General features: G+C 69.0%; 25 protein-coding genes and 3 pseudogenes. 8 read left to right on the top strand and 20 right to left on the bottom strand.

Annotated elements, in window-relative coordinates:
- Positions 1–107: 107 nt before the first annotated feature.
- Together ADL29_RS30250 and ADL29_RS30245 are read right to left on the bottom strand one after the other, a co-directional pair.
- The gene (locus ADL29_RS30250; RefSeq protein ID WP_053926728.1) at positions 108–1,061 is read right to left on the bottom strand and encodes a YwqG family protein; all 954 of its coding nucleotides are present in this window, start codon (positions 1,059–1,061) and stop codon (positions 108–110) included.
- A 67-nt stretch (positions 1,062–1,128) separates the two neighbouring features.
- Positions 1,129–1,857 carry an HAD family hydrolase gene (locus tag ADL29_RS30245; protein ID WP_053926727.1) on the bottom strand — a complete coding sequence of 243 codons (729 nt, stop codon included), beginning with the start codon at positions 1,855–1,857 and terminating at the stop codon, positions 1,129–1,131.
- A 323-nt stretch (positions 1,858–2,180) separates the two neighbouring features.
- Here ADL29_RS30245 and ADL29_RS30240 point away from each other — a divergent pair, with 323 nt between their 5' ends.
- Together ADL29_RS30240 and ADL29_RS30235 are read left to right on the top strand one after the other, a co-directional pair.
- Positions 2,181–2,621, top strand: a complete 441-nt coding sequence (locus tag ADL29_RS30240) for a MarR family winged helix-turn-helix transcriptional regulator (RefSeq protein ID WP_053926726.1) — start codon at positions 2,181–2,183, stop codon at positions 2,619–2,621.
- A 53-nt stretch (positions 2,622–2,674) separates the two neighbouring features.
- Positions 2,675–4,096, top strand: coding sequence for an MFS transporter (locus tag ADL29_RS30235; RefSeq protein ID WP_078971414.1), 1,422 nt, complete (start codon positions 2,675–2,677; stop codon positions 4,094–4,096).
- Between the two features lie 264 nt (positions 4,097–4,360).
- On the opposite strand, the gene ADL29_RS30230 is transcribed toward ADL29_RS30235, so the two are convergent.
- Entirely contained in the window at positions 4,361–5,389 is a 1,029-nt protein-coding gene (locus tag ADL29_RS30230) for a hypothetical protein (RefSeq protein ID WP_053926725.1), read from the bottom strand.
- Positions 5,390–5,569: 180 nt separating this feature from the next.
- Here ADL29_RS30230 and ADL29_RS30225 point away from each other — a divergent pair.
- Positions 5,570–5,872: pseudogene (locus ADL29_RS30225) on the top strand (alpha/beta hydrolase); the annotation flags it as partial.
- 203 nt (positions 5,873–6,075) lie between these two features.
- Here ADL29_RS30225 and ADL29_RS30220 read toward each other — a convergent pair.
- From ADL29_RS30220 to ADL29_RS45605, 4 genes are all read right to left on the bottom strand, one after another.
- Positions 6,076–6,945, bottom strand: coding sequence for an alpha/beta fold hydrolase (locus tag ADL29_RS30220; protein ID WP_211274418.1), 870 nt, complete (start codon positions 6,943–6,945; stop codon positions 6,076–6,078).
- A gap of 333 nt (positions 6,946–7,278) precedes the next feature.
- Positions 7,279–7,920: a hypothetical protein gene (locus tag ADL29_RS30215; protein ID WP_053926723.1), complete on the bottom strand. Its 642-nt coding sequence runs from the start codon at positions 7,918–7,920 to the stop codon at positions 7,279–7,281.
- 27 nt (positions 7,921–7,947) lie between these two features.
- Positions 7,948–8,343: a hypothetical protein gene (locus ADL29_RS30210; protein ID WP_046924218.1), complete on the bottom strand. Its 396-nt coding sequence runs from the start codon at positions 8,341–8,343 to the stop codon at positions 7,948–7,950.
- A 216-nt stretch (positions 8,344–8,559) separates the two neighbouring features.
- Complete coding sequence (locus tag ADL29_RS45605; RefSeq protein WP_245689695.1) at positions 8,560–9,477, bottom strand: YwqG family protein; 918 nt, start codon at positions 9,475–9,477, stop codon at positions 8,560–8,562.
- A 115-nt stretch (positions 9,478–9,592) separates the two neighbouring features.
- On the opposite strand from ADL29_RS45605, the gene ADL29_RS30200 reads away from it, so the two are divergent.
- Positions 9,593–10,153, top strand: a complete 561-nt coding sequence (locus ADL29_RS30200) for a DinB family protein (RefSeq protein ID WP_078971401.1) — start codon at positions 9,593–9,595, stop codon at positions 10,151–10,153.
- Positions 10,154–10,271: 118 nt separating this feature from the next.
- Here the strand turns inward: ADL29_RS30200 and ADL29_RS30195 are convergent, their stop codons facing one another.
- Together ADL29_RS30195 and ADL29_RS44680 are read right to left on the bottom strand one after the other, a co-directional pair.
- Positions 10,272–10,565 (bottom strand): Orn/Lys/Arg family decarboxylase, encoded by a 294-nt coding sequence (locus ADL29_RS30195; RefSeq protein ID WP_053926720.1) that lies wholly within the window; start codon positions 10,563–10,565, stop codon positions 10,272–10,274.
- Entirely contained in the window at positions 10,505–10,729 is a 225-nt protein-coding gene (locus ADL29_RS44680) for a hypothetical protein (protein ID WP_211274417.1), read from the bottom strand. The genes ADL29_RS30195 and ADL29_RS44680 overlap by 61 nt, the downstream gene beginning before the upstream one ends.
- Before the next feature lie 28 nt (positions 10,730–10,757).
- Here ADL29_RS44680 and ADL29_RS46740 point away from each other — a divergent pair.
- A pseudogene (locus tag ADL29_RS46740) lies at positions 10,758–11,658 on the top strand (aromatic amino acid lyase).
- A gap of 121 nt (positions 11,659–11,779) precedes the next feature.
- Here the strand turns inward: ADL29_RS46740 and ADL29_RS30180 are convergent.
- Together ADL29_RS30180 and ADL29_RS30175 are read right to left on the bottom strand one after the other, a co-directional pair.
- Positions 11,780–12,439 (bottom strand): histidine phosphatase family protein, encoded by a 660-nt coding sequence (locus ADL29_RS30180; RefSeq protein WP_053926823.1) that lies wholly within the window; start codon positions 12,437–12,439, stop codon positions 11,780–11,782.
- A 500-nt stretch (positions 12,440–12,939) separates the two neighbouring features.
- The gene (locus ADL29_RS30175; protein WP_053926717.1) at positions 12,940–13,308 is read right to left on the bottom strand and encodes a putative quinol monooxygenase; all 369 of its coding nucleotides are present in this window, start codon (positions 13,306–13,308) and stop codon (positions 12,940–12,942) included.
- Between the two features lie 95 nt (positions 13,309–13,403).
- Between ADL29_RS30175 and ADL29_RS30170 the strand changes: the two genes are divergently transcribed.
- Positions 13,404–13,727 (top strand): ArsR/SmtB family transcription factor, encoded by a 324-nt coding sequence (locus ADL29_RS30170; RefSeq protein WP_053926822.1) that lies wholly within the window; start codon positions 13,404–13,406, stop codon positions 13,725–13,727.
- 253 nt (positions 13,728–13,980) lie between these two features.
- Here the strand turns inward: ADL29_RS30170 and ADL29_RS30165 are convergent.
- Positions 13,981–14,393 (bottom strand): annotated as a pseudogene (locus tag ADL29_RS30165) (TIGR03618 family F420-dependent PPOX class oxidoreductase).
- A 312-nt stretch (positions 14,394–14,705) separates the two neighbouring features.
- On the opposite strand from ADL29_RS30165, the gene ADL29_RS43025 reads away from it, so the two are divergent.
- Complete coding sequence (locus ADL29_RS43025; RefSeq protein ID WP_046924213.1) at positions 14,706–15,119, top strand: acyl-CoA thioesterase; 414 nt, start codon at positions 14,706–14,708, stop codon at positions 15,117–15,119.
- Between the two features lie 235 nt (positions 15,120–15,354).
- On the opposite strand, the gene ADL29_RS30155 is transcribed toward ADL29_RS43025, so the two are convergent.
- A complete protein-coding gene (locus ADL29_RS30155) occupies positions 15,355–17,229 on the bottom strand; it encodes an alkaline phosphatase family protein (protein WP_078971399.1) in 1,875 nt (624 codons plus the stop codon).
- 535 nt (positions 17,230–17,764) lie between these two features.
- Between ADL29_RS30155 and ADL29_RS40260 the strand changes: the two genes are divergently transcribed.
- Positions 17,765–18,577 carry an NUDIX domain-containing protein gene (locus tag ADL29_RS40260; RefSeq protein ID WP_063788568.1) on the top strand — a complete coding sequence of 271 codons (813 nt, stop codon included), beginning with the start codon at positions 17,765–17,767 and terminating at the stop codon, positions 18,575–18,577.
- A gap of 129 nt (positions 18,578–18,706) precedes the next feature.
- On the opposite strand, the gene ADL29_RS30145 is transcribed toward ADL29_RS40260, so the two are convergent.
- From ADL29_RS30145 to ADL29_RS30115, 7 genes are all read right to left on the bottom strand, one after another.
- On the bottom strand, positions 18,707–19,462 hold the full coding sequence (locus tag ADL29_RS30145; RefSeq protein ID WP_053926715.1) for an IclR family transcriptional regulator: 756 nt from the start codon (positions 19,460–19,462) through the stop codon (positions 18,707–18,709).
- Between the two features lie 165 nt (positions 19,463–19,627).
- Entirely contained in the window at positions 19,628–20,794 is a 1,167-nt protein-coding gene (locus ADL29_RS30140) for a PP2C family protein-serine/threonine phosphatase (RefSeq protein WP_245689694.1), read from the bottom strand.
- A 253-nt stretch (positions 20,795–21,047) separates the two neighbouring features.
- Positions 21,048–22,610: a DHA2 family efflux MFS transporter permease subunit gene (locus ADL29_RS30135; protein WP_053926714.1), complete on the bottom strand. Its 1,563-nt coding sequence runs from the start codon at positions 22,608–22,610 to the stop codon at positions 21,048–21,050.
- A gap of 537 nt (positions 22,611–23,147) precedes the next feature.
- Positions 23,148–23,714: a CHAP domain-containing protein gene (locus tag ADL29_RS30130; protein ID WP_053926713.1), complete on the bottom strand. Its 567-nt coding sequence runs from the start codon at positions 23,712–23,714 to the stop codon at positions 23,148–23,150.
- 330 nt (positions 23,715–24,044) lie between these two features.
- Complete coding sequence (locus tag ADL29_RS30125; protein ID WP_053926712.1) at positions 24,045–24,980, bottom strand: alpha/beta fold hydrolase; 936 nt, start codon at positions 24,978–24,980, stop codon at positions 24,045–24,047.
- Between the two features lie 16 nt (positions 24,981–24,996).
- The gene (locus tag ADL29_RS30120) at positions 24,997–25,254 is read right to left on the bottom strand and encodes an acyl carrier protein (RefSeq protein ID WP_046924209.1); all 258 of its coding nucleotides are present in this window, start codon (positions 25,252–25,254) and stop codon (positions 24,997–24,999) included.
- Positions 25,255–25,314: 60 nt separating this feature from the next.
- Positions 25,315–26,358: a beta-ketoacyl-ACP synthase III gene (locus tag ADL29_RS30115; RefSeq protein WP_053926711.1), complete on the bottom strand. Its 1,044-nt coding sequence runs from the start codon at positions 26,356–26,358 to the stop codon at positions 25,315–25,317.
- Positions 26,359–26,640: the final 282 nt, after the last annotated feature.

The following is a 26,640-nucleotide window of genomic DNA, read 5'->3' as shown; positions in this document are numbered from 1 at the left end:
GGCGAGGCGACAACCCGCCCCCGCACTCACCATGCTCCGCAACTACCTCGGCTCCGCTCCATCACATCACCCAGTCCGTTGCCCTCTTCGGCCGTGTGAGCGTCTTGTCAGGAGCAGTCGGAGCGGTAGGCGTTGGGCCTGTCCGGGCATCGTCGGCAGTCGAAGAGGTAGATGCCACCCATGTCGCCGAGCGTCAGACCCGGCGGGCACTGGATTCGCTTGCGTTCCTCGTATGGGAGGTCCCAGATGGTGCCTGTCGCGGGGGTGTCCTCCAGCGGCAGCCAGGTCCGCCAGCTCTCACCGTTGAACTCGCGGCTGTTGATGGTGAGCAGGTGGTCCATGCGTCGGCCGCAGTCCGGACAGTTGGGCCAGACCGGTTCCTGCGTCCACGTCGGGTAGCCGCCGACCTTGATGCCCTCGGACACCGACAGGTGCGACCAGTACGACCAGCCGGTCTCCTCCTCCAGCCGGTCGAAGCGTTCCTCCAGTGCGTCGGCGATCTCGTCCGGCAGGTCCCAGTTCGGGTAGTCGGTGACGCGTTCCGGGTGCAGTACGCAGGGGTTGGGGAGGTAGTCGTCGGCGGCACCGTCCGGGCGAGGCGGGGCAGCGGTGCTGTCCTCGCATACGAAGTCGTACCCCGAGCCATACATCGAGTCGTACATCGAGCCGTCTGCCGAGTCGCATTCGAAGCTGTCCCGCCAGTAGAGCACTGGACGGGGAACATATCCGGGTTCGTGATCGAACGGGCACCACAGGACGTGCAAGACATCCGTGCCAGGTGGAAACGGCAGCTCCGGCACGTCGGCGGCGAAGAGTTGGAGCACCGGCACCATGGGGATCGCGCCGTTTTGCGGGGGAGCGAACGCCGTACGCGGGTGATCGTCATCGCAGTGCGGCCACGGCTCCGATGACGGCCACAACACGGGGCCCCCGAGCGAGCTGTCCCGCGGACCTGGGACGCCGTGCCGAGGATGCAGGCGTACGGCGTCCCTGCGATAGGCGGCGACCTGGGGAAACAGCGCCTCCACCGCGACGGGACGCGGCGGGGTGGTGCGGGCCATCGATGTCCTCTCGACACAACGCGGGTAGGCGAAGACGGCTGGTCAGGCCAGCCGGGCAGCCGCAGGATCAGATGAGCCCAGCCAACTGCACCACGGCCTCCAGCCCACGATACGAGCCAGGAGTGGCTCCTGCGGGCAGTACGTAGGAGCGCAGCCCGGCGGCGGCCGCGCCGCCGTCCTTTGCCGGGTGGTCACCCACCATGAGTGCGGCTGCCGGCTCGACGCCCAGCTCTCGGCACGCGTGGTGGAACAGCAATGGATCCGGCTTCTCGGTGTGGTGTTCGTAGGAGTGGACCCAGGCGGAGAAGTAGTGGTCCAAGTGGTGGTGCGCGAAGGTGGGCCGCAGATCCCAACCCACATCGCTGACCACTCCCAGCGCCACGCCACCGAGCGCAAGCCGAGACAGCGTGGACTCGGCATCTGCATAGGGCACCCAGTGCTCGGGAGCCTTGAGCTGCGCATAAAGCGTCTCGGCGACGGGCGCCAGTTCAGGGACCGAGGCGTACCAGGTCGTAAAGGCATGCCGATGGGCTTTCGAAGACACGTCCCGGGCGCGCTGAGCCTCTATCACGGCAGGGTCGGACAGGCGGGCTTCGAGCTGACCGAGCAGCAGGTCCATTGCCGTGTCGTCTACCGGCTGTGGCAACGCTGCGCGGATCCTGTCCGCATAGGTGCCGATCTGGAACAGCGTTCCGGAGAAGTCGAAAAGAACGGCTCGGACGGCGGCTGGGGGGTCTTCCGAGGCAGTCGTGGCTCGGATGGGCCCTTCCGGACCGCAGACGGGGAGGCGAGTCATTCGGTCTTCCTATCGTAGCTGTGGCGGACCGACCAGGGCGGAGAGACTGTCGGCGACGCACCTGATTCAGTCCCGTGTCGAAGTAGCCCTACGCCTCGACCAGCGCGCGTGGCGGCGCTCAGTCGGGCGCGGTGTGGCCCTGAGGACGGTGGCGTGCCAGTGCGACGGCGACGACCGGCGGATCGAACGACTCCGTACGGACCGTCTTCGACGAGACCAACTCTGATGTTCCTCACTGGGCTTGACCGAACTGACACGCTGCTTCCCGGCCAACTTTGAAAGTTGGATTGAAAGCCTCAACTGTGAAAATTAGCCTTCCTATTATGGTGGAGAAACTGGATGTGAGCGCGGTTGCTTCGGAGTTGCAGGTGAGCCTCGGTCTGTTCGTACGAGGGCTTCGGCAGGCGCCGGTCCAGGGTGAGCTCACGCTTCCCGAGGTGTCGGCACTGTCGCGCCTGGAGCGGGCCGGGCCGGGAACGACGAGTGACCTGGCGAGGGCTGAGCAGATCACTCCGCAGGCGATGGGGGTGACGCTCGCCGGGCTCGAGAGGCGCGGCTTGGTGGAGCGCCGTCCGGATCCGGCTGACGGTCGGCGGGTGGTCATGTCGGTGTCCAAGGCCGGGCGGCGGGCGCTGCGTAACAGGCGTAGTGCTCGGGCCGAGCAGTTGGCGACGGCGCTCGTTGCCGGTGGGTTCACCCGCGCCGATCTGGAGACCCTGATGGCTGCAGCGCCGCTGATCCAACGGTTGGGCGAGAGTCTGTGAGGGTGGCGCCGAGCGGCACTTCCCACGCCACGAGCCCGTTCTCCTGGCGGTTCGTGACGCCGCTGTTCACGGGTTCGGCGATCAACGCGATCAATACGTCGCTCATCGCGACCGCGCTGGTGCCGATCGCGGCCGCCGTCCATGTCTCGGTGGGGCGGACCGCGGTACTGGTGTCGGCGCTGTACCTGGCCAGTGCGATTGCCCAGCCGATGGGCGGGAAACTGGCGGAGGAGTTCGGGCCGCGCCGCGTGTTCCTGGCCGGCGTCCTGATCGTCCTGGCGGGTGGGACCGTCGGCGGGGTGGGGCAGGACCTGACCGCCTTGGTCGTGGCCCGGGTGCTCATCGGGGTGGGCAGCTCCGCCGTCTACCCCTCGGCGATGCTGCTCATCCGCCGCCGGGCGGAGGCGGCCGGGCTGGACGTGCCGCCCGGCGGCGTACTGGGAGGCCTGATGATCGCCGGTGCGGCCACGTCCGCCCTCGGCCTTCCGGTGGGCGGTGTGCTGGTCGACGCCTGGGGGTGGCGGACCACGTTCTTCATCAATCTTCCCTTCGCGCTCCTGGCGTTCGTCATGGCGCTTGTCTGGATCCCCCCTGACCTGCGGGTTGGGGGGCCGAGAACGCTTCGGGAGGTCGCGGCACGCCTCGACGTGGTGGGAATCGTCGGCTTCGGCGGGGCGATGGCAGCCTTGTTGGTGTTCCTGATGGGGCTGCCACACCCTGACTGGCTCGCTCTTGGTCTGGCAGTCGTGGTCGGCGCGGGGCTCGTGCGGTGGGAGTTGCGGACGAGCCGTCCGTTCATCGACATGCGCCTGCTGGGGACGAACCTGGCGCTCACCCGCACCTATCTGCGCTTCGCCTTGGCCGGGCTGTGCGTCTATACCGTCCTCTACGGCCTGACCCAGTGGCTCCAGGCCGGCCGGAGCATGTCCTCCAAGGAGGCCGGCCTGCTCCTGTTGCCCATGAGTGCGCTCTCCGCCCTGCTGGCCCGGCCGATTTCGCAACGCAACCTCGTCCGTACGCCGCTGATCGTCGCGGCCGTGTCGTGTCTGGCCGCCTCGGCCGGGGTGCTCGCGCTGACCGCGACCACTCCGATCGCCTGGATCGTCGTCATCACCCTGGTCTTCGGAATCACCCTGGGCACGACCATCAGCGCCAACCAGACGGCCCTGTACACCCAGGTCGAAGCCGGCCAGATCGGTACTGCTTCGGGGCTGTTCCGAACCTTCGGCTTCCTCGGGTCGATCGCCTCTTCCGCGCTGATCTCGCTCGTGTTCCACACTCACGTCAACGATCAACGCCTGCATGTGATCGCCCTGATCATGGTCTTGGCCAGCGTCCTGGGGCTGGTCATCGTGGTCATGGACCACAAGGTCATGGCCCAGGCCCGGGTACCACGCGGTGACCCCGTCGGCCGGGCACCGACGACAGCCCGACAACGACGGGGCCTCGCCCGCTGGTTCAGAACGGGGCGCTGATCGTCGGGGCGCTGATCGTCGAGGTGCTGATCCTCGAGGCGCTGGGCCCGGCACTCGGACTCGTGGCATCTGGCAACAACCGAGTGGGGAAGGCCAGCCGCCCCGACCGACGCCCGTGTGGCCCTGTGGCTCCGTTGTCGCAGTCCACAGGTCAAGGCATGGGAGGCCCCGGCGGCACACGGGACTTCCAGCCCGCCGCGACCGGCTACGCCGAGAGGAAACCGCCGAAGGACTGGCCGGCGGCTGACCGTCAGCGGGACCCGGCTACTGGATACTCCAGCGACTGGGGTGCCTGGGATCCGTCGGGCAGAGGAAGATGTTCAGCTCGCCCGCACGCCCCACGGTGACCTCGGTCGGCCTGGCGGTCAGGAACGTGGGCGCCTCCCGGTCTTCTTCCTGCGGCATCCAGCTCTTGCTGCCGCCGTCCCACTCCGAACTGTCGATCGTCAACAGCAGTTCCATCGGCGTCGCACAGGTCCGGCAGTCCATGGGGGCCGGATCGGTGAGGTGCCACGACGCGAACCCGCCTACGCGCCAGCCGGGCGGAATGGACAGGTCGTACTGGTAGCAGGGTGGCACGGGCGCGTCGTCGTCCTCTTCGGCACATGCCTCTTCGGCTTCCTCCCAGGCGTAGATCCGGTCACGCAGGTCGTCTGGCAGCAGCCCGGCGAAGGGGTACGTCCCCACTTGCTCCGGGTGCAGCACGCAGGGTTCCGCGACGTACCCGTCGGAGCCGATGACCGGGGGTTGCGGCGGCGCAGTCAGCGCTTCGGTAACTTCCCAGGAGCGTCGCCAGATCAGCTGCAGCGACATGCTGTACCCGGTCGGGCGATGTCTGTCGAAGGGACACCAGAACACCTGGAGGAGATCGCAGCCGTCGGGCCCGGCCGGCAGATCGGCGATGTCCCGCCGGTACAGCTGCGCAACGCCGAGCATCGGCAGCGGGGCGTTCTCGGCGAGCTCCGCAGACCGGTGCTCACGACTCAGCTCCGCCAGCAGCTGCCGTTCCGCGTCCGTGGGTCCCGAGTCCGGGTTACGTGCCCACGCGGAGGCCAGTACCTGCCGCTCACGATGAATGTCCGCCGGGCGCCGGCCGCGCCGACGACCGTGTGGCTCGGTGCACAGGGGCCACGGCTCGTCCGCCGGCCACAGCAGGGGCCCGCCCACCGAGCTGTCCGACGCATCCGGGCTGCCTGGCCGCGGGTGCAGCCGGGTCGTCGTGCCGCGATATGCGGCCAATTCCGGGAAGAGCGCCTCAACATCCAGCGGGCGCGGTGGCGTGGTCCTCGTCATGGAGGCGACCCTACGCATCGGCCAACCATCCGCGCCCAGCACCCCGTCCGGATCGGCGGGGCGCCCACCTCCAGGCGGTGCAGCTCCTGCCACTGATACGAGGAATAGGAGTGAGCCGGCCGTGCACGGAGCACAACGAGGAAGAGATCGCCGTGCTGTCCAGGCAAGAGCGGCGGGCGACCGGTCGGCTACTGCGGCCTGAACATGGGCACCGCGATCGCAGTGCCGTTGACGGCGGTCGCGCCCAGGATCACCGCCGCGGTCTTCGGCCTTCACCGGCCCGGTTGCCTGGCCGAGACGGCGCAGCAGATCACCATCACGATCGAGTTCGTGCTCCAGTGGGACGACGAGCACATCCCGCGCCCGTCCGGTCTCGCGTTGTTCGACGCCTTCGCCTCGAAGGAGAAGACATTGCACGCCAACGCGGGCAACCACAAGGAGCTGCCGATGTTCGAGGCCGACAGCGCGGTCCGGTTCTTCGCCCTCCCGCCTGCCCGCCCGGCACCTCGGCCGACCGGTCACCTCGTCGGCCCGACGTGAGCGGTATCGGCGTCCGCCTTGCCAGTCGGGCGCCGATACCGCGGCCGACCTCCTCCAGTACCGCGACGAACCGGGGGCTAGCAGCCCATGGGCACCCTCACGGCCGCCGCACTCCTCACCTGGCTCCGATCATGACCTGGCTCCGATCACGAGGAAACAGAAGCGGCCCAGGGCGCGGCGAGTTCACCCAGCACTCGGGCCGCCGGTGCCGGCTCGGTCAACCACTTCAGGTGGCTGCCCTCAAGGGTGCGGACGTCGTACGGGTTGTCCGGTGCCAGCGCGTTGCCCTCGCGGATCAGCCGGTCCTGTATGGCGAGCGGCAGGCTCGTGTCGTCGGCCAGGCGTACATAGGTCTTCGGGATGCGGCCCCAGGTCGCGGCCTGCGCCCGGTCGGCGGAGGTGCCGACGTCCAGGTTCTCGTCGGGCTGGAAGGTGTTGAGGAAGGTGAGGAACTCGTCGTCGGTGCCGTCGGCGAGGAAGGCCGCCTTGAACGCTGCGAGGGCGTCCGGATCCGCGGTGCGGAAGTTGACGCGGAGCAGGCCGAGTTCGGCCGGGTTCCCGGCCATTGCCAGAGCCAGGGAAGCAGCGTCGACCGTGGCCATCTCCGGCTCGGCGTAGTAGTCGTTGACGTCGAGATCGACTGGGCACCAGGCCGAGACGTAGACGATGCGGTCGACAAGGTCCGGTCGTGCGTTGGCCGCGGCGGTTGCCGTGATGCCGCCACGGCTGTGCGAGACGAGGATCACGGGGCCGTTCTGCTTGGCTCGTTCCAGGATCCCGATCAGATGCGCGGCGTTGTCGGCGAGCGTGACGCCCTTGATCGCGCCGGGCGCGGTGGCGAGCCCCTCGGGGTCCTGCGGCGTCTGGTAGGCGCGCGGGTAGGTTGCCCCGAATCCGTGGCCAGGCAGGTCGACGGCGACCGAACGGTGCCCTAGAAGGCCGAGTTCGGCCTGGAGCGGCGCGAAGGAGAAGGAGTTCGCGAAGGCTCCGTGAACCAATACGAAGGTCGGCTGCATCTCTCTGCTCACTTTCCGGCCCCCGCGGCATCGGCGGCGCGCGCGGCGCCGGCCCGGCGCCACGAGCGACCCGTAACCAAGGAACGGCCCTCGTCCTGCGCACCGCCCTCGTCGCGGGGACGGCTTCGTGCGTGGCAGGCACCACGCGGTCAGGCGTGGAGCTTCAAGGGCAGTGCTCGGACGGTTGTCCGGCATCCGAGGGTTCACACTACTCAACGAGAGATCGATCTGCCTGTCGCGGTCGCGGGTGTGGCTGCCGTCCGAGTCGCGGCCGACGAAGAGGGCAGATCCGGCGCCGAGTACGGTCAGCCGTCACCGGCCTCACGCATGGCGCTACCCGAGCGCCGTTTCGGCGCGGGCGGCGAAGTCCAGTACGGCGTGGGCGCCGAGGGACCAGGCTCGGGCGGTGGGGCGGTGCAGGGTCTGAACGACCAGGACCGAACCCTGTGGGAGCGGATCGATCGTCAGCCGTCGTGCCACTTCCCAGGTGTGGTTCCGGTCGGGTCCGGCCGTGGCGGGCGTGAGTGCATGGGCCAGATCGACCAGCTCGACGTCCCGGTTCAGACAATGCGCAGCCTCGGCGTCCCCTTCGAAGGCGGCGGGGTCGGAGCCGCGTACCGGGCCCAGTTCGACGCGTGAGGGGACCCGCGGCGTCAAGGGCACCGCGTAGAGGAGGTGGCCCAGCCCGAGGTGTCGACGGATTCCCGAGCGCCCGCCCAGGACCGCAGCACGGAGTTCGAAGGGTCTGGGAAGGTGGGCGTCGACGTAGACGAAGCAGTGCGTGGGTGCGGGCATTCCGCTGAACCGCTCGCGCGGCGGTAGCAGACTGCCGGCCGGCACGCCGGTGCTGTCGGCCGACAAACCTACGGCCAATGGCGGCTCGGAAAGGCCGAGTTCGTCGCCCAGGGCTGCGGCGATATCGGCGGCAATCTTCTCCGCATGTGCGTTCCGGCCGGTCCAGGTCGCGGCGGGCATCGCGGTCTCCTCGCTCCGTTGGCTCCGTCAGGAAAGTCCGGCGGCTTCCTGGCGGACTTGCGCAGCCTGGTTCTCCTGCCCGGCGGCGGCCAACAGCTCGCTCAGACGTCCCAGCGCTTCCCGCCGTTCCGCATGGAAGCGCCCCGGCCGCAGCCGGGTGAGCTCGCGCCAGAGATCGGCAGCCTCCCTGGCCTGTGCCAGCGCTTCTGCCTGTCGGCCCCGAGCGGCCAGTTCATCGCGGCTGTGGTCCAACTGCTGGGCCTGACGCAGCAGTGCCTGGCTGCGGTCTTCCACCGGAGCTGGAGCGGCGGCCTCCTCTCTGGCGACCCGCCGCCTGCGTACGGCCACGCTGAGGTATCCCACCAGGGCGATCAGCGCGCCGGTGATGGCGGCAGAAACCAGCTTGTGCAAGAGGTCGTTCATAGGGCTCCCCGTTCACTCACCAAGTACGCGCACCTGCGGAGACGCGTCAAAGGACGCGCATGTGCGGTTGGCTGTTCGGCACGTTGCTTGCCCAACTGTCGTGGGAAGCGCTGAAATGCCGATGAAATCCCCATGCCGGCCCCGAAGGCGGACAGCCCTATGCCGGCCCCGAAGGCGGACAGCCCCATGCAGTCAGGGCTCGGCGCTGTGCCCTGGTCAGTGCAGGTCCACCCGGAAGCCATGACGGTGGTCGACAGGGCAGGTGAAGATCCGCAGGTCTCCCCACCGTCCGACGACAACCCCTGTCTGGTCGTCGCTGGCCACGGTGAACAGCAGCGTCATGTCCGTGCCGCACTCACCGCAAGAAAACGCCATGGGGTGCGCCAGGTGCCAGGTTGGCCAGCCGCCCAGCTTCCAGCCGGCGATGCGGGTGATGACATCGCTGCCGCCGCCGGTCTCCTGCACCAGTTCCGCCAGCCGTGGGCCAAGTTCTGGGGGCAGCTCCTCCCGGAAGGGGAAGTCGGTCACGTACTCGGTGGTGAGCGCGCACGCCTGGGGCAGGTAACCGTCCTCGTCGTATCGCGTGGGCGACGGCGGGGCCGTCAACGGGCTTGTCACGTCGGCGGCCAAGCGCCAGCGCATCTCGATCACAGGGCTGATGTCGGCCTGCGGGGCCGGTGGATCCCAGTGTTCGTTCGGGCACCAGAGGATCTGCAGGAGGTCGGCGTCAGCGGGCCACCATGGTCCCGGAACGTCGCGCCGGAAGACCTGGGCGACCGGCACCATGGCCGTAGCCGACACGCCCGCAAAGCCTTGAGTGTCGGGCAGGGAGCAGCAGGGCCACGGTTCGTCACTCGGCCAGAGCAGCGGGCCGCCGATCGAGCTGTCCCCGAGGCCCGGTTCTCCTCGTTCGGGATGGAGGAGGGCCGCCTCGCGCGCGTACGGAGCGAGCTCGGGGAGCGCCGCGAGTATCGCTTCGGTCGACGGTCTGGGGATGCGTGTCATCGTGCCCTCTGGCTTCAGCTGGTCGTGGATCGCTCGCAGCGTATAGGCCGGCCGTGACAGTGCCGCCCGGCCGCGGATCACGAGTGGAGAAGCAGTCGGACCGCAGCTACGGCAGGCCTTGAGCGTCAAAGGGGTCGCCTTCGGGAGGTCGGCCGCCGTTGGGACGCCGTCATGACGTCACTTCGAAACGTCGAACCGAGAACTCGGTGGCGGCCTTGGGCCGTCACAGACGAGCATGGAGCGCATGAGTGACGAACCCGCGCGATGGAGCCAGGCAACCGTCTACCCCGACATGTGGGCCGATCCGGACGACGACCCCCGCAACAGCGAGGGTCCGAGTCCGGACGGCGAGCTGGCGACGCTGCAGGACTTCCTGACGAGCTACCGCAAGACCCTGCGGATGAAGTGCGAGGGCCTGGATGCGGAGCAGCTGGCCCGGCGGTCGGTTCCGCCGTCGACGATGTCGCTGCTCGGCCTGGTTCGGCATCTCGCTGAGGTGGAACGGGACTGGCGCAACTGGATCAGCGAGGGTGACCCGCTGCCGAAGCTGTACGGCGAGCGTGATGCGGACTTCGAGGGGGCTGTTGCCGAGCAGGCCGTGGTCGACGCTGCGTACTCCGATCTGGAGCGCGAGCAGGCCGCGACCGACGCGGCGCTGGCCGAGCACCCGGATCTGGGCAGGCGTGTGGGGAAGGACCGGATCGCCGTTCGGGAGCTGATGGTGCACAGGGTCGAGGAGTATGCCCGTCACTCCGGGCACGCCGACCTGTTGCGCGAGCGTATCGACGGCAGGGTGGGCCAGTGACGAGGGCCGGGGTGTGCACCCACCCTCACCAGTACCCTGCCCGGCGATGCTGAGCCGCCCTCCCCACGCCCTCCCCACGCCCGCCCGCCGCTCCCCGCAGGCCCCTCCGGCTGCCTGGCTATCGATCCGTCATCTGCTCCGCCAACGCCGCCTCGGTGAAGACCCGGTATCCGGTGTCAGGCCGGTAGCCATGTATTTCGCGGGTGTCGAGAGCCTGCATATAGGCCAGCACATCTCGGCTGATCACCTGGCCCGGGACGAGGACGGGGAAGCCCGGAGGGTACGGCGTGACGAAGGTGGCCGATACGACGTCGCGGCCGCCTGCGATGGCTTCGGTGGTCTCCTGGGCTGTCAGATACTCGCACTGGCTGTCGTCATACGCGAGGAAGAACGCCGTGCGCAGGTCGCCCACGGGCGTGTGAACGGCCGGGCGGAATGCGCGTGGAACGCGCTGAAGTCGGGCAGGTCGGCGGAGAGATTGCTGAGGGAAGTCATCTGCCGCCGGTGTGTGGCGCGTTCGCGGGCGTTCATCTCCTCGATGCCGTCGTCCACAGCCTTGACGATCTTCACCAGCACCTCGATGAGGTAGGCGACCGCGCTGCGGGTGGTTCCTGATGTCCAGCGGTGCGCTGACCTAGGTCAGTCCGCACTCGCCGCCACCGACTTCGGGCACCTCCTGGACCGGGTGCCGCTGGTCGCCGCACTGACCCTGACCGCGCTGCGCGGTTCCATCGAGCCGTACGCCGCCTACGTCCACGACTCGCGTCCGCACCCGGGAGCACAGCTGCTCGCGGCACGGATGCGCGAGCTGCTGGAGCCGGCCGACTGGGGCTCGCCGCTGGTGCGGGACCCCTTCGGTCTGCGCTGCCTCCCCAGGTGCACGGCACGGCGCTGGATGCCTGGTCCGCACTGGACCAGGTGCTCTCCGTGGAGATCAACTCTGCCGTGGAGAACCCGCTGCTCAACGCCGCAGCGGAGGACCACCACCACCACGGCGGCTTCCATCTGGCCCGGCTGGGACTGGCCCTCGACCAGTTCCGCCTGGGACTCCTGGGCACCGCGGAACTCTCCACCACCCGGCTCGGCATCCTGGTCGAACCGGCCTTCACCGGACTGCCGCCCTTCTCGCCGAAGGCGAGGACGGCAGCAGCGGCATCATGATCACCGAGTACGCCGCCCAGTCCGCACTGGCCGAACTGCGCGGTGCGGCACAGCCGGTGACGCTCGGCCATGCGGTGATATCGCGCGGGGTGGAGGAACATGCGAGCTTCGCCTCCACCGGCGCCCGGCGGCTGCTGGAGTCGGTGGAGCACTTCCGGCTCGTACTCGCCTGCGAACCGGTGGCGGCGGTCCGCGCGTTGGGGATGCGCGGCCTGGCCCCGGCGGGCGACGGCGAACTGCGCGACTTCCACGCACGCGCGGCGCAGATGCTGGCCCCGTCCCTGGCCGACCGCAACCTCACCGCGGACATCGAGGCGGCGGCCGCGCTGCTGGCCGCCGCCTGACACCGGCTCCTGACGGGGAGGGCGCCGCTCCGGGCCTGCGGAAGGCACCCGTGCCGCCGAACCGGCCCGGCCCGCATCCCTTCCTCTGTCGACTGCCGATGCGAGGGGCGGACTGCCGGCGTCAGAGGTGGAGCTCGGGCGGGAAGCCGGTCCAGCGGAGCTCCAGGGGGAGGTGGCCCGTGTCGTTGTAGAAGAGAACGGAAGCCGGCCGGCCCGGCGCGTATCGGACAACGGTCAGCGCGGCGTTGGCGTGGTTGAGGCCCATCCAGCGCCACTCTGGAGCATCGAGTGCGGCCCGGACGAGCCAGCCGATGAGGAAGTTGTGGGTGACGATCAGTTCGTGGCGAGGCTCGTCACCGTCCACCGGTCCGGCGAACCGTGCCAGGGCTTCCCGGGCCAACTCCGGGCCGGATTCCCGCTCTTCGGCCGGGAATTGGGACAGGCGGTCAAGCATGGCGTCGGCTGATTCCGGAGGCAGTTCTTCTCGCTCCGGCAGGTAGGGGATGTAGTCCCCAGCCAGTTCGGATGGCTGCACGGGCACATTGTCCAGCTGCTCGCAGATCAGCCGGGCGGTCTGTTCCGCCCGTGGGAGCGGGCCGTGGTGGACGGCCGAGAGCGGGCTGCGCCGGAGCCGCTCCCCCAGCAGCAGGGCTTGTCGACGGCCGTTGTCCGTCAGCCGGCTCTCATCCGGTGAAGCCTCACCGTGCCGCGCGAGGTAGAGGTAGCGGGTAGCTGTCCAGTCATGGGCGAGCTCCTCTGTCAGTTGTCTGCCACTGTTCATGATCTTGCGAACGTCTGGACGGACGCGGGCACGCGCCATGTGGTTCCGCCGCTGACAGAGGCGTGGTGCAGGCACCCGCCCCCCGCTTTCTCCGGTCCGGCTGCCTGGAGTGGGTGGTGGAGCTGTGCGTGCTCCGCGACTGGCACAGACGTCCTCCACCTAGCGGCCTGCGGTGATCAGGCGCTGCGGCCACGCTGTCGCCGGACCTTGTCGCCGGGACCTTGTGGCCGCCCGTGAGCCGCACGTGCAGCTGCTTGTGCGCGTCCCGGAGGTCAGGTGCCCTCCGGTTTTCTCTGTGGCCCCGGCCGACAAGGCGTAATCCTGACGCACCATTCGCGAGCAGGTGCGCAAGCGCGGTGTCCGAGCCGTCATGCCTGTCCTGGCGGGGTGGCGAAGCCGCCGTCTGTGGTGAGGCGGCGGCCACGGTGGCAGACAACCCGCTGTGCGATGTGCAGGGACGAGTTATGGGCGCACCTTCACCCCCCGGTCGAGGCCTACCGTCATTGAGATACAGGCAAGTTGGCCGATGACGATGTGGCGCCGTCCGACACCCTGCTGTCCCGCTCCTGGTACGGGCTGTGCATCGTGAGGTACCGGATCTCCAGGTCCCGCTCCAGGTAGTCCATGCGGCGCTGCCAGAAGTCCCGAAGGTGGGGGAGTGCCAGGTGAGCGTTGAGGTCCTCCTCGCTTCGCCATGCCTCGTAGAAGACGAAAACGCCTGGCGAGTCCCGGTCCTCGTGGAAGTGGTACTCCAGGCAGCCGGGCTCTTGCCGTGTCGGCTCGACGAACGAGAGCAGGAGCTGTCGCAGCTCCTCCGCGCGCTCAGGCTTGGGGCGGGCTGTGCCGACGAGAGTGAACGGCTGATCCACGGGTCCTCCCACGTATAGGTACGATCTTTTTCGTACCTCGTGGACGGTAGTGGTCGACAAGGTACGATGCAAGTCGTACCTGGGAGGTGATGGTGATGCCCGACGAGCAGGGGCACCCCGAGCTGGCGGAGATGGAACTCGGCAAGGTCCTGTCGGCACTGGCCGACCCGCTGCGGCGGCTCGTCGTGCGAGAGCTGGCGGCCGGGCCCGAAGGCGAGGCGCGCACCTGCAGTTCCTTTGCGCTGCCTGTCAGCAAGGCGACGGTCACCCATCACTTCCGTGCGCTACGTGAGGCAGGGCTGATCCGCCAGGTCGACCGGGGTAACAGCCGAATGGCCACCCTCCGCCGGGCCGACATCGAGCAGCGTTTTCCCGGCTTGCTGGCACTGCTCGTGGCGGAGGACACCCAGGACGTGTGACCGCGCAGGCGCGACAGTCCGCGTCGGCTGCGGGAGGGCTCTTCGTGCGCAGGCCGCCGCGGGATCGTCCGGTGCCATGGTCGTACAACTCGGCGGCCGCGGCCGCTTATTGCGGGTCCCGGTGGCGTGCTGATCCGGGCACCTCTTCGACCACCTGGCCCACCACGTCCCCCGCGCACTCGACGCCAGGCCGCCCGCGGACGGCAATGACGGTGAAGGTCCGGCCAGCGCGCTGCTCTGTCTCGCACACTGTTCACTGCTGCCCGAACGGCTCGACGCCGACGACACGGCGCACGCGCAGCGGCTCGATCACCACCGTCACCCGCTGCTCCTCCGGCAGCAGCCACTCATAGGGCGTGCCCAGTATTTGTGCGCGAGCCGGTCCATGTCGCGCACCGCCTGCGGCCCTTCGACGAAGCGGACGACGCGGCCGTGGATCTGCACGCGGTCGAAGGGGTCGGCGTGGTGTGTCAGGCACACCCGCGGGTCGTTACGCAGATTTCGTAACTTGACTCTGCCTACCGAGGTGTTGAACCAGGGATGGCCACCGTCCAAGTCGACCCACATAGGACTCACATGTGGCGCCCCGTCTGGGCAGGTGGTCGCCACGAACCAGACGGCTGCCGCCGTAAGCCGCTCTTGCACATCATCGGTGAGCTCCAGCATCTGCGCACTCCTCATCACGCGCTCCCGAGCCGTCCCCGGCCGTCCACACTCATCCTTGCCCGCCTCCCCCAGCGAACTCTCTCCATACCGGCCACATGCCTCGGCGGGACGGGTCCGATGAGCCGGGGATTGCGCCCCGGTCCTCGTCCTCGATACGGGCCTCGCCACGGCCTCCAGCCGAACGGCGAGCAGGATCGCCATTCCACTTCATGCCGCGGTGATCAGCGGAAGGAGGCCGTGGCACGGCTTCTGACGAGCAGCCCCTTCGCACTTCTCCCGGTCATCAGTGCGGGAGGTGACTACGATCTCGCCATGGCCAAGCTCTTCACGCACCGACTGCGAGTGCGCTACAGCGAGTGTGACCAGCAAGGTGTGGTGTTCAACGGTCACTATCTCTTCTACTACGACGTCGCCCTGACCGAGCTGTGGCGAGAAGTCATCGGAGACTATGCATCCACGGTGGAGGGCGGAGACGACCTGGTCGTGGCAGAAGCGCGGATACGCTACCGCCTGGGGGCACGTTTCGATGAGCTGCTCGACATCGAGATGCCCATCACCCATCTCGGAACCACGAGCATGATCGTGCGCCCGGTTTTCAAGGTCGGTGAACGGCTCATCGCAGAAGGCGAAGTCCGACACGTGTTCGTCGATCCCGCGACCCACAGCAAAAAGGAGATGCCTGCACCGGTGCGTGCGGCCCTCCAGCCCTACACCTCAGCAGGGTAAGAGGTTCGGCACAGCGGCACGCGCTTCACAACCCAATGATCCAGAGATGTAGCAGCCGTCCGATCACCCGTCTGAACTACTTGGAGGCGTGGGGAAGGAGGGGATCACGGTCGCCCATGGGTGCCTGGGTTGTCTGCTTGCTGCACTGCACCGCGGCGGCGTACTGCAGCCGCGGTGCAGCCATGCGCGATGGACCGTACGCCCAGCGGCCCCACCACCTGCCTGTGCGCAGCCGTCACCGAGGGCCCAACCGGCCCGCGCTGCCGCGCTTGGACTGCGGGCCGTAAGCGGTCAGGAAGTGGTTGCGGAAGGTGTCCATGCGCCAGACCGGTGCCTTCGGGCCGGGCCTCAGGCCGGGTGTCCAGCGCCAGCCGGAGATGCGCTTCAGCACGGCCGGGTCGTGGGCGACGAGCGTGACCGGGACGTCATGGCTGGCGTGGTCGCCGGAGACCTTTGCGAGGGGTTGGTGGTCGCCGAGGAAGACCAGGACGGTGTTCTTGGTGCCGTACTTCTGCAGGTACGAGATGAGGCTGTGCAGCGAGTACTGGATGGACTTGCCGTACTCGGTGCGCACTTGGTCGGTGCGCTTCCAGACGTCCACGGGGTTTTTGCCCGCCTTCTGGACGGCGTTGTAGACGGAGCCGTCACCGATCTCGTCCCAACCGATGATCTTGGGAAGGGGCGCCCAGGGGTTGTGGCTGGAGGTGAGGATGACGAACGACATCAGCGGCTTTGCGTGTTGCCTGGCTCGCTGTTCGCCCTGCCCTTCGCGGTGGGTCCTGCCGTGTTCCAGACGCTCGAAGGCCGACAGGGCGTACTGGTCGGGCATCGTTGACCAGCTGAATTTCGGGCCCTTGTAGCCAAGGTCCCGGGAGTCGTAGACGTGGTCGAGGCCGTAGAAGGATGCCTCCGGCCAGCCCTTGGTGAGTCCCGGCATGATGCCGACTGTGCGCCAGGCTCCGGTGCGTTTGAAGGCGCCGGTGAGGGTCAGGTGGTCGTCGGCGGTGATGGTGCGGTAGCGCTGCTGGTTGTCGATCCACAGGCCCGACATGAAGGTGGAGTGGCCCAGCCAGCTGCTTCCGCCGTAGGTCGCCGAGGTGAGCCAGCCGCTCCGGGCGGAGTACCCGGCGGCGCGCAGCCGTTTCGTCCCGTCCGCGAGGGCTGCATCGACTCCCGGTGCCATCAACGGGTCCTCGATGGCGCTGCGTCCGTAGCTCTCTATGAACGTGAAGATGACGTCCTTACCGCGCAGTCCGGTCAGCAGCTTGTCGCCCGGGGTGTTGCGGAACGTGTCGACGGCGGCCTCTTTCGCGAACGCCTGCTCGTCCTCCAGGCTCGCCCGCACCTGCTGCGCACGGTTCTGTACGAGGCCTGCCGCGCTCTCTGCGGCGACCGGCACGCCGGCCACTTGCACACCGAGCGCCGTGCAGGCGAACCAGACGGTCCCGAGCGCCAGGGTGGTGCGGGTCGCGGTGGCGCTGTGCCGGGCCATGAGATTGCCGAGCCGGACGACCGCCAGCGTCATGAGCACGAGCAGGGTGAGGACGAGGACCATGGCTCCGATCGCGACACCGGTTGCCTTCGCCCGGCCGATCGAGTCCTGGAGGAACGATTCGCCGTCGTCGAGCAGGGGCCAGTCGAACACCGGGTTGAACCCTCGGCCGAGCGTCTCGTTGCAGCCGATGTCGAGGAGGTTCAGCACGGTCAGCAGGCCGATACCGATCCCGGCGAGGGCGGATGCCACCCGCCTCGCCTTTGGTGGGAGGACGAGCAGCAGGGCGGCACCGAAGATGCCCTCCACGGGGATGCGCGCGAACTGTCCGGGGGTGAGGAGGGTGAGCTGGTTCGGCATGAGGAGGGCAAGGAGGACGAGGATGGTGGAGAGGGCTGTGGTGGCGTGGGCGAAGGTCCGCGCGGTGGACGGGTGACGGTCGCGCCAGGTGCCGCCACCAGCGGTATCGTCGCCGGCGGCGTCGTCACCCGCGGAGGTCTCGTCCGGTATTCGCGCGGGAAGGCCGTCCGGCGGCAGGCCGGCATCCGTGGTCGGCTCTTCGGCCAGGGCTGCCTCGTCCGCATCCGGCTGCTGATGAAAGCGTGTGAAGAGCGACAACGCAAACGTCCTTCCGTGCGGGGCCCGGTGGTGGCACGGCAGACCAGGCCCGCGAGACCGAATCCGCCGTCCCTATCTGTACGGCCGGGCTGCGGATTCGGTTCAATCGCGCAGCCCAGTGAGCGCGAGTCCATGAGCAGATACGGATCGCAGGGGCGCGCAGGCCTGCGACCTGTCCCGGGGGCAGCCCAACCCGCGTCCGCATCCGACAACGCATGGCGCCGCTCTCGCCGCGCGCCTCCTGGGGCAGGACGCGATCGTCTCCGAGCTCATAGATCTGCTCCAACACCCTTGTCGGCGCAGCCTTGTTCACCACCGCGTGCACCAGGAACAGTACGATGACCTCGGCGTACGCCTTCGTCGTCCCCGCCCGCCCCGGGCCAACCTCCACTCTCGTAGGAAGCGGTCGGCGCCCTCGACCACGGCCACGTCGTCGAACACGGAAACGTCGATCAACTCCGCACATCCGGTGGGCTCTTCGCCGAGCTGCACCGCCTTCCGTCTCCCGCCTCCAGAACGACCGTCAGGAGCCCCCTTGCAGCCCGATTCCTGGAACACCGTCTGCGCCCTGGCCGACTACTACGACTCCGTGTCCCCCTTTCCCCAGGAGCAGAACTGGGTGCTGCAGGTACTCAAGATTGCCGAAGAGACCGGCGAAGCCGCCCAGGCCGTCGTCGGCCTCACCGGAACCAACCCCCGTAAGGGGCTCTCCCACACCTGGGACGATGTACACGACGAAGTCGCCGACGTCATCATCACCGGCATGGTTGCGCTCGCCCGAATGCGCCCCGACCCCGGCGAGTTCTTCGCCAACCAGCTCGCCATCAAAGCCGCCCGCGCCCTTGCCGGCACAGGACGACTTCCGGACCGCGCCCCGGCCCGGATCAGGAACTCCGCCAAGGCGGTCATCATCCACGACGGAAACGTGCTGCTGACCCGCAACCTGTGGCGCGGCAAGGAATGCCACTTCCTGCCCGGCGGCGGGCAGCATCCTGGAGAGCCACTTCCTGCGGCAGTACGGCGCGAGGTGCATGAGGAGACCGGGCTGACCGTCTCCCCCGGCCCACTGCTGTGGATGCGTGAATGGGCAAGTCGGCCGGGCGACTCCTCCGACGACGGCGACACCGTTCACCGCGTCGAGATCGCGTTCCGCTGCGCCCTGACCAGCAATCCTGATCTGGTAGGCGGACACCACGCGGACTCCGGCCAGATCGGCTTGGAGTGGGTTCCGCTGGAGAAGATCAGCAGCCTCGCCACGCTCGCCCCGCACTACCGGGAACGCATCGCCGCCCTCGCCACAGGGGCCCCGCCGGCAGCGGCTTACCTTCCCAGCGAGCTGGGGGAGTGAGGGGGAAGGCGCGCAGGATCACCCAGCCCGTGCCGTAGTGCCCCCGTTCCCCCGATCCGTACACACTCTCCGGGCTCTGGCAGGCACGCGGTCCCGTCGTCCAACGATCGTCGCGTACGCCATATCTCTTCACATGGTCAGCGAGAGCCCCCTGGTCACGCGCTTCGCCGCTGGTATCAGTCGGTCGCGGACCTGGTTGAGGTACGAGAGCCGGTCCACTCGCAGGGACACTCCGAGCGCGCCGAGCGTCTGCCCGCGGAACACCGGTACGGCGACGCAGTACGTCCCGAGCGTGTACTCCTCCATGTCCGTGACGATCGGCGGACGGGGGGAGATCTCGAGCCGCTGGATGAGTTCGGAGCAGCCGGTGATCGTGTGCGGCGTGAGATCGGCGAGCGGGTGGCGGGAGAGGTAGTCGTTGCGGGACTCGTCGCCGAGTTCGCGCAGGAGACACTTGCCCAGTGCCGTGGCGTGGCCCGAGTCCTCGAAGCCCACCCAGAGGTCCACCCGCGGTGCCAGGGGGCTGTCGACGATATCCGCCACCCGGATCTCGCCGTCCTCGAAGAAGGTCAGGTAGACGGCGGCCGAAAGATCGTCCCGCAGCGATGCCAGAGCGGGGCGGACGCGGCTGAGCTGCGTCTGTTCACGACCGCCGGAGTGCAGGGTGTCCAGCCGCTCCCCGAGGACATAGCCACCGTCTTCCAGCCGACGGAGGTACCCGTCGTGAGCAAGAGTACGCAGAAGGTAATGCGTGGTGGCCAGCGGAAGCCCCGTCTCCTGTGCCAGCTGCTGCGCCGGCGCGCCGCCCTCATGCGCGCCCACGGCCTCCATCAGCCGGAAAGCCCGCTGCACGGAAGCGATCAGGACGGGGCCCTCTTCCGCCATATGCCCAGCCTGCGCCCGCCGCTCGGCGCAGGCAAGGCGGTGCCGGGGCCTTCGCTCGGGGCTCATCGCATCTGTACGGCGTCCGTACCGCGTCCGTACCGCGTCCGTAGGGCACGCGACCGCGGTCGGGGCCCCGGATACCACCGCGAAAGGCCGTCGGCACCCTCAGGCCGCGGGGCCCGTAGGCACCACATAGCGGCCGTCCTGGTCTGTCCGTGTGATCGCGAGGACCGCCATATCGTCGTCCCGCGGCCCGCCGCCCCAGCGCTCGACCTCCCGCACGAGGAGGGCGATCAGCTCCCTGGGGTCCTCGAACGGGCCAAGCCCCGCCAGTTCGGCCACGGGGTCGAAAAACGCGCCGGCGCGGTCCCGGGCCTCGGTCACTCCGTCGGTCACCAGCAGCAGCGTGCTGCCCACAGGGAACGGCCAGTCGACCGGTGCGGGCCGGGCCACCCCCAGGCCGCCCATCCCCAGCGGAAGCCCCGCGTCGGGGGCCTCCAGCGGACGCAGCTCGCCGCCGTGACACAGGTACGGCGCGGGATGGCCGCAGTCCAGCAGCCGCACCCCGCCGCCCGGGGGCACTTCGCAGATCAGGGCGGTGACGAACCCCTCCAGCCGGATCTCCTCGGAGGTCTGCTCGCTCGCCCGCGCCAGTGCGCGCTCCATCCGGTCGGCCAGCGCCGGCAGCTCCGGTTCCTGTTCCGCTGCCTCGCGGAAGGCGCCGAGCAGCACCGATACCGCGCTCACCGCGTCCAGCCCCTTGCCGCGGACGTCGGCGATCAGCAGCCGGACCCCGAACGGGGTTCGCTGCACTGCGTAGGCGTCACCGCCGATCCGGGCCTCGCTCTGGGCGGCCTGGTAGCGGGCCGCGATGGCCAGCGGGCCGATGCGCTCCGGCGGCGCGGGCAGCACCGCGTGCTGGGCGGCTTCCGCCACCGTACGGACGACATCCAGCCGGCGCCCGTGCCGGGCGATCACCCGGTTGACCCCGACGCCCATCAGCGCGGCGAAGAGCGTGTTGATGAGCTCGAGGTGGCCTACGACGTCGTCGGCGGTGCCGTCCTTCACCGTCAATGCGAAGACGCCGCAGATGATGGAGATGCCGACCGCGAGGGTGTGCCGCAGCGAGAGCAGCGCACCCGCCGTCACGCTGGCCGCTGTCAGCATCGGGTCTCCCCAGTAGTCCTGCGGCGAGAACGCGTTCCAGACGAGCCCGCCCGCGACGAGGACGCCCGGGACGAACTCGACGTACCGGGGCCATTGGCCGCTGTCGCGCAGGCGCGGGGGGCCCGTCGCCGGCCCTGGCCGCAGGCGCTCAGCGATGCCCGGCAACGGCAGGATCCGCCCGGCGGGCGGCCGTCGGCTGGGTGTGCTGACTGCGGTGCATGTGGTGACGGTACGTGGGGGCCATCGGGGACTCCTTGTGCGGACGGACGCGCCCTCAGCCTTCAGCCATGCCGTCCCCGGGGCCACCCGGACGGCCCGAATGTGCGTCACCTCGCTGCCCTAGTTGCCCGTCGTAGATCTTCCGGGCGAGTCCGACGATGGTCGCGGTCGCCTGGCCGCGACCATCGTCGTTGCTGGGTCAGTCCTGCGATGCGGTGTCGGCTTGTCGTTTCTCGGCCGGCTCGGTCATCGGCCTCTTGTGTGGGCTGAACAGGAAACAGAACAAGGCGGCAGCCACCAGGACCACGGCGCACGCCACGAGGGTGGTCTGCATCGCGTCGACGAAGCCGGTGGCGAACGTGTCGGCGGTGATGCGTTCGTACAGGCCGGCCGTGGCTGGGTTCAGGCCGCTGGGCGGCGCGGGCGGACTGTAGTGTTGCGCGGCGGCTGCGCTGTCGCCGATGAACCGGGCGCGCAGACTCTCCGGTAGCTCAGCGGCGTGCTGCTCAGCTTGGCTGCGCAGGGTCGAGGAGAGGCGGGCCGACAGCAGGGCGCCCAGCACGGCGGTGCCAAGGACGCCGCCGATCTGCCGGATGGTGCTGGAGACGCCGGAGGCGGCTCCTGCCCACCGCGGATCGACGCCGTCCATGGTGGCCTGCTGCAGCGGTGCGAAGGTGGCGCCGCTGGCGATCCCGATGATGGCCAGACCCGGCAGCAGGCTCGATGCGCTGCTGGTGGGGCCGGCCATGGCGACCAGTACCAGCAGGCCGACGGCCAGGAGCATCATCCCGGCCATCAGGACGTACTTGGCGCCGAACTTGTCCGACAGCCGCCCGGCGTACACCGAGCCGACCGCGGTGAGCACGGCGTTCGGCAACACCGCCAGACCGGTCTCCAGCGCCGAATACCCACGCGCCATCTGCAGGTACAGGACCAGCACGAACATGATCCCGATCATGCCGAGTTGGAAGACGAACCCGATCCAGTTACCGACCGCGAAGTTGCGCGCGCCGAACAGCGCCGGCGGCATCAGGGGCTCGTCCCGCTGCCGGTGCTGCCAGACGACGAACACCGCCAGCAGCGTGACGCCCGCGATGATGGCCGAGGTGATGCTGATCGGCCCGGTGATGGTGCCCCATTCGTAGCGTTCTCCCTCGATCAGGCCGAACGCGACGCCGCTCAGCCCGGCGGTGGCCAGCGCGACGCCGGCCAGGTCGAGCCGGTGGCGCCGGCCGGAGCGCATGGGCGGCACGAAGGCCAGTGCCAGTACGGCGGTGATGATCCCGATCGGGACGTTGATGAAGAAGATCCAGCGCCAGCTGAGACGGGCGAGCAGGAAACCGCCGACGACCGGGCCCACGATCGGGGCGAACCCGACGATCGCACCGAACAGGCCGAACGCGCGACCGCGCAGTCGTGGCGGGAAAATCGTGAGGATCGACGAGATGACCTGCGGGAACAGCAGCGCTCCGCCCAGTCCCTGCAGGGCCCGGGCGATCAGCAGCCCGGCCGGTGAGTCGGCCAGCCCGCACAGCGCGGAGGCGAGGGTGAAGGTGATGATGCCGATCACGTAGAGCCGGCGGTATCCGAAGACGTCCCCCAGCCGACCGGTGCTGATCAGCAGCACCGAGAAGACGAGCAGGTAGCCGTCGATGACCCACAGCACTTGGTCGTAGGACGCGTCAATGCTGTGGATCAACGTGGGGATGGCGATGTTGACGATGGATCCGTCGAGCAACGACATGAAGAAGCCGATGCACATGATCGCGAGAACCAGCCACGGACGCTGTGTGGCAGGCTGTTGGGCTGATGTGACTTCCGGCACTCCGGAGACCTCCCTGAGGGAACCGGCTGTGCTGGTGGTGACGCGGACCAGGCCGCCGATGCCAGAACAGCACGAACGCCGGTACACGGTCCCTGGCAGGTCCCGGGGGCCCGGAAGACACCGGAAGGTTCGACGCGTCGCCACCATCACAGAACACCCTTTTCCAGGATGTGGTGAGTGACTTCCACCTTCCCCGTGTCATCGGGACCCGGGTGAAGCTGGTTGGCGAGGCGGAAAGCCCAACGGTGAGAAGTCGGGTCGTACGTTAACACGGTGCGCTCGGCCCGCATGCGGATGAGACTGAAATGCTCAACTGTTGCTCAACTAGCCCTTTGGGCTGATCTTCTGACGCTTCGTCAGTAGTTCGGGGAGCGACCCCGTCGTGGCCTGCCCGCCACCGGTGCCGCAAACCGAAACGGTTCGCCGGGCGAACCGGCGAACCGTCACGAATGGTGGTGTTTGGTTGGCGGTTGGTCAGTTGGCCGGGGAGACGTAGCCGCTGATCGACATGTTCCAGTAGGGGCTGTCGCCCACCGCACCGCTGTACGGGCCGTCGTGATGGGCGGAGGAGGTCGCAGGATCGTTGGTGACCTCGTTGCCGCCTATGCTCTCGATGGTCCCGTCGGGATTGACCGCCGTGACGATCGCCACGTGATCGGCGTATCCGTTGCCGTCGTAGTTGAAGACGACTGCGTCACCGACGTGGGGATCCGGATGCAGTCCGGAACCGTACTGTCCGAAGCTGCCGGCCGCCGGGGTCAGCCCGTTGACGTTGTAACCTGCCTGCGCCCAGACCCAGGCCGCGAAGTCGGCGCACCAGTTTTCCGGTGAGCCGCCTGCGCCCGTGCAGCTGGAGTTGTACCCCTGTTCGCCCACGCTGTTCGTGTCACAGGCGTGATGGTCGAGATTCGCGTTCGCGACGTTGACGATGTCGTCGGTCGTGGCCGACGCTGTGCCTGCGGCCAGCATGACGGACGGCACCGCCAGGGCTGCTGCCACCATGCCCCTGACGATGCTGTTACGCGCCTTCCGGAACGTCATGATTCTCCTCGCTGTTTCCTCTACGACTCTTGCGACGGATCCTCGACCGGAGCCGGAACGGCAGCCCTTTGCCTGGTGACCCTGCCGATGGCAGGGCGCGTCTCCGTACTTGCGCGCCGCGAATACGTCAGTCAGGACCGTAGAAAGACCCGGTGGAATCACCGTGAAACGGTGGAGGCGGAGAGGCCGTTGCCGCCGGTCAGGTCGGAAGGTCGCCGGTCAGGTCGGCAGGCCGCCGGTCCTGTCGGAGGCAGCGCGGAGGATCAGGGCCGGTCGTCAGATGTCCCGCTCACGCCCGCTCACGCCCGCTCACGACCCACCGTCAAACACTCAGGACCGGCAGGCTGGGCAGCCAGGATCCTTCGCCTGCGGATACCTGCAGTACGGCAGGCCCTGCACCGGCTGGTCCCGTAGGAAGCGAGTGACCAGGTCCGCGTACTCGGCCTCGCGTTCCAGGTGGGCCATGTGGTCGGCGTCGCGGATCAGGGCGAAGGCGCAGTCGCTGATGGTGGCCGCGACCGCCGAGTTCTCCTCGGGTGAACTGGCGCAGTCGTGTTCGCCGGTGAAGACGAGGGCGGGGACACCGGCGATGCCGCCGGCCGGATAGAGGTCGGTGTCCAGCAGGCGCTCGTGGCAGGCGGCATAGCGCAGGGCCGCGCTCTGCGACGTCCGCAGCAGTTGGCGTTCCAGGAGGCGGGCGACCGCCGCCCCCTGGGCGACCTCGTGCCGGGTGGCGCTGTTGACCAGGACGTCGACGACATTGCGGGCGTAGTCGCGGCGGGCCGGTTCGTCGGCGGGGCGGGAGTGGGATCCCACCAGCTCCAGGCCCTGCCGGACCACGGCGGTCAGCCGGGGGCCGACCCGCGGGGTGGCGCCGGCGAGCAGCAGCCGGGCGACCAGGTCCGGGCGCGACTGGGTCAGGCGGTAGGCGATGGGGGCGCCGTAGGAGGCGCCGAGGATGTTCACGCGGCCCAGGCCGAGCCGCTCGATGGCGTGGCCTGCCGCCTCCGCGAGGATCTCGAAGCCGGCGCCGGCGTCCAGGTCGCCGGCGTTCCCGGTGCCCGGCAGGTCCATCAGCACCAGCGTGGTGTGCGCGGTGAGCCGGCGTTCCAGGCGTGGCCAGGAGTACATGTCCTGGAGGGCGCCGCCGATCAGCACGAGCGGCTCGGTGCTGTAGCGGCGCCGGGTGGTGAGGACCCGGCAAGCGTAGGTCATGTCCCGCAGGGAGAAGGGGACGAGGCGTTCGTCGGCTTCCACGGTGTCCACGGCGGCCGCTCCCCGGCTATGCGGTGGACGGCGTGGTGGGGGCGGCGGCGCCGCTGGTGCGGAGGGCGATCAGGTCGGCGAGCGCGGCGACGGTCGGTGCTGCGGACAGCTCGTCCTCGTCGATCACCACGCCCAGTTGGTCCTCCAGGGCCATGGACAGGACGGTGACGGCCATGGAGTCGACACCGGCCCGGGCCAGCGAGGCCTCCGGGACGATCGGGCCGCCCGGCAGCCCGGCGCGGGTGGTGAGGAGTTCCTTCAACTGGTCGAACATGGTCACTCCTTACGGATACGGGGACCGCTCTTGGAGGGGGAGGAGCGGGTGGCGCGGGCGTTACCGTTCGGCGTGCAGGCCGGGGGGCCACACCAGTGTCGTCGCGGCCCAGGCAAGGCCGCTGCCGAAGGCGACCAGCAGCACACGGTGGCCGGGCCGGAGGGTCCCCTCGGCGGCGGCGTCCGCCAGGAGCAGGGGGATCGAGGCGGCGGCGGTGTTCCCCACCGTCGCGATGTTCGACGGAACGCGTTCCGGCGGAACGCCCAGCGCATCGGATACCGCGGCGCTGATCCGGGCATTGGCCTGATGGACGATCAGCCGGTCGATGTCCTGTGGCTCCCAGCCCGCTGCTGCGGCGGCTCGGTTCGCGGCGGCCGTCATCCGGCGGACGGCGTGCCGGAAGACTTCGTTGCCGCGCATCTGGACATGGCGTTCGCTGTGCGGCGCGGACTGCCGGCTGTCGCGGTTACGGGAGCCGCCGACCGGGATCATGATGGCGTCGGCGTGTTCGCCGTCGCTGCCCCACACCACCTCGCCCAGAGCGCCGGGCTGTCCGGGGCGGCCTGCCTCCAGGACGGCGGCGCCCGCCCCGTCCCCGAAGATCGGTGCCGTCGACCGGTCCTCGAGGTCGATGATGGCGGACATGGTCTCGGCGCCGATGACCAGCACCCGATCGGCCGTACCGGAGTGGATCAGCCCGGCCGCCACTGTGGTGGCGTGCAGAAATCCCGAGCAGCCCGCGGCGATGTCGAACGCGGCGGCGTTGACCAGCCCGAGCCGGGCCGCCACGATCGGAGCGGTGGCCGGGCACGGATGGTCCGGGGTGGTGGTGGCCAGGACGACTGCGTCCGCCTGGGTCACTCCGGCCGACCGCAGGGCGCGGGCTCCGGCCTCGGTCGCCAGGTCGCTGGTGGCCGTCTTCGGATCGGCCCGGCGCCGTACGGAGATGCCGATCCGTTCGCGGATCCAGGTGTCCGAGGTGTCCAGGTGGGCGCTGAGTTCGTCGTTGGTGACCCCGCGGGGCGGCAGCCAGGAACCCAGGCCGGTCAGTACGGCGGCCGGGGCCGCCGTCGGCGCGTTTGCACTCTCCTCGGTCTGGTGCATGGGGCAAATGTAATTAATCAGGCGTGAGGGAGCGAGGGGCGCAAGGTATCGGGCGTGGCGTTGGGGTGATGCCGCGCACGGGGGTACTCCGGCCGAGGGACTGGTGAGGTCGCCCGTTGCAGTGTCGTGTGGTGGGCTGCTGGTGCCGCCCACCGGTCACTCTGTCTGGGAGCCGAGCGGCCTGGTGAATGCCGTTTGACTGCGAACGGCTGACGCACAGTGCGCGCGATGCTGAGCTGCGCGTCAGGGATGCCTGGGGAGAGTCCTCCGGCCCTCCGGCTG

The organism is Streptomyces chattanoogensis (assembly GCF_001294335.1).
GTDB lineage: Bacteria > Actinomycetota > Actinomycetes > Streptomycetales > Streptomycetaceae > Streptomyces > Streptomyces chattanoogensis.
The sequence above is the reverse complement of the archived record's forward strand: the minus strand, read 5'-3'. Positions and strand labels throughout refer to the sequence as shown.

Excerpts from the sequence above, each read along its gene's own strand:
- ADL29_RS30250 (WP_053926728.1), bottom strand. The coding sequence starts at position 1,061 with ATGGCCCGCACCACCCCGCCGCGTCCCGTCGCGGTGGAGGCGCTGTTT.
- ADL29_RS30245 (WP_053926727.1), bottom strand. The coding sequence starts at position 1,857 with ATGACTCGCCTCCCCGTCTGCGGTCCGGAAGGGCCCATCCGAGCCACG.
- ADL29_RS30240 (WP_053926726.1), top strand. The coding sequence starts at position 2,181 with ATGGTGGAGAAACTGGATGTGAGCGCGGTTGCTTCGGAGTTGCAGGTG.
- ADL29_RS30230 (WP_053926725.1), bottom strand. The coding sequence starts at position 5,389 with ATGACGAGGACCACGCCACCGCGCCCGCTGGATGTTGAGGCGCTCTTC.
- ADL29_RS30220 (WP_211274418.1), bottom strand. The coding sequence starts at position 6,945 with ATGCAGCCGACCTTCGTATTGGTTCACGGAGCCTTCGCGAACTCCTTC.
- ADL29_RS30215 (WP_053926723.1), bottom strand. The coding sequence starts at position 7,920 with ATGCCCGCCGCGACCTGGACCGGCCGGAACGCACATGCGGAGAAGATT.
- ADL29_RS30210 (WP_046924218.1), bottom strand. The coding sequence starts at position 8,343 with ATGAACGACCTCTTGCACAAGCTGGTTTCTGCCGCCATCACCGGCGCG.
- ADL29_RS30200 (WP_078971401.1), top strand. The coding sequence starts at position 9,593 with ATGAGTGACGAACCCGCGCGATGGAGCCAGGCAACCGTCTACCCCGAC.
- ADL29_RS30180 (WP_053926823.1), bottom strand. The coding sequence starts at position 12,439 with ATGAACAGTGGCAGACAACTGACAGAGGAGCTCGCCCATGACTGGACA.
- ADL29_RS30170 (WP_053926822.1), top strand. The coding sequence starts at position 13,404 with ATGCCCGACGAGCAGGGGCACCCCGAGCTGGCGGAGATGGAACTCGGC.
- ADL29_RS43025 (WP_046924213.1), top strand. The coding sequence starts at position 14,706 with ATGGCCAAGCTCTTCACGCACCGACTGCGAGTGCGCTACAGCGAGTGT.
- ADL29_RS30145 (WP_053926715.1), bottom strand. The coding sequence starts at position 19,462 with ATGGCGGAAGAGGGCCCCGTCCTGATCGCTTCCGTGCAGCGGGCTTTC.
- ADL29_RS30135 (WP_053926714.1), bottom strand. The coding sequence starts at position 22,610 with ATGTGCATCGGCTTCTTCATGTCGTTGCTCGACGGATCCATCGTCAAC.
- ADL29_RS30130 (WP_053926713.1), bottom strand. The coding sequence starts at position 23,714 with ATGACGTTCCGGAAGGCGCGTAACAGCATCGTCAGGGGCATGGTGGCA.
- ADL29_RS30120 (WP_046924209.1), bottom strand. The coding sequence starts at position 25,254 with ATGTTCGACCAGTTGAAGGAACTCCTCACCACCCGCGCCGGGCTGCCG.
- ADL29_RS30115 (WP_053926711.1), bottom strand. The coding sequence starts at position 26,358 with ATGCACCAGACCGAGGAGAGTGCAAACGCGCCGACGGCGGCCCCGGCC.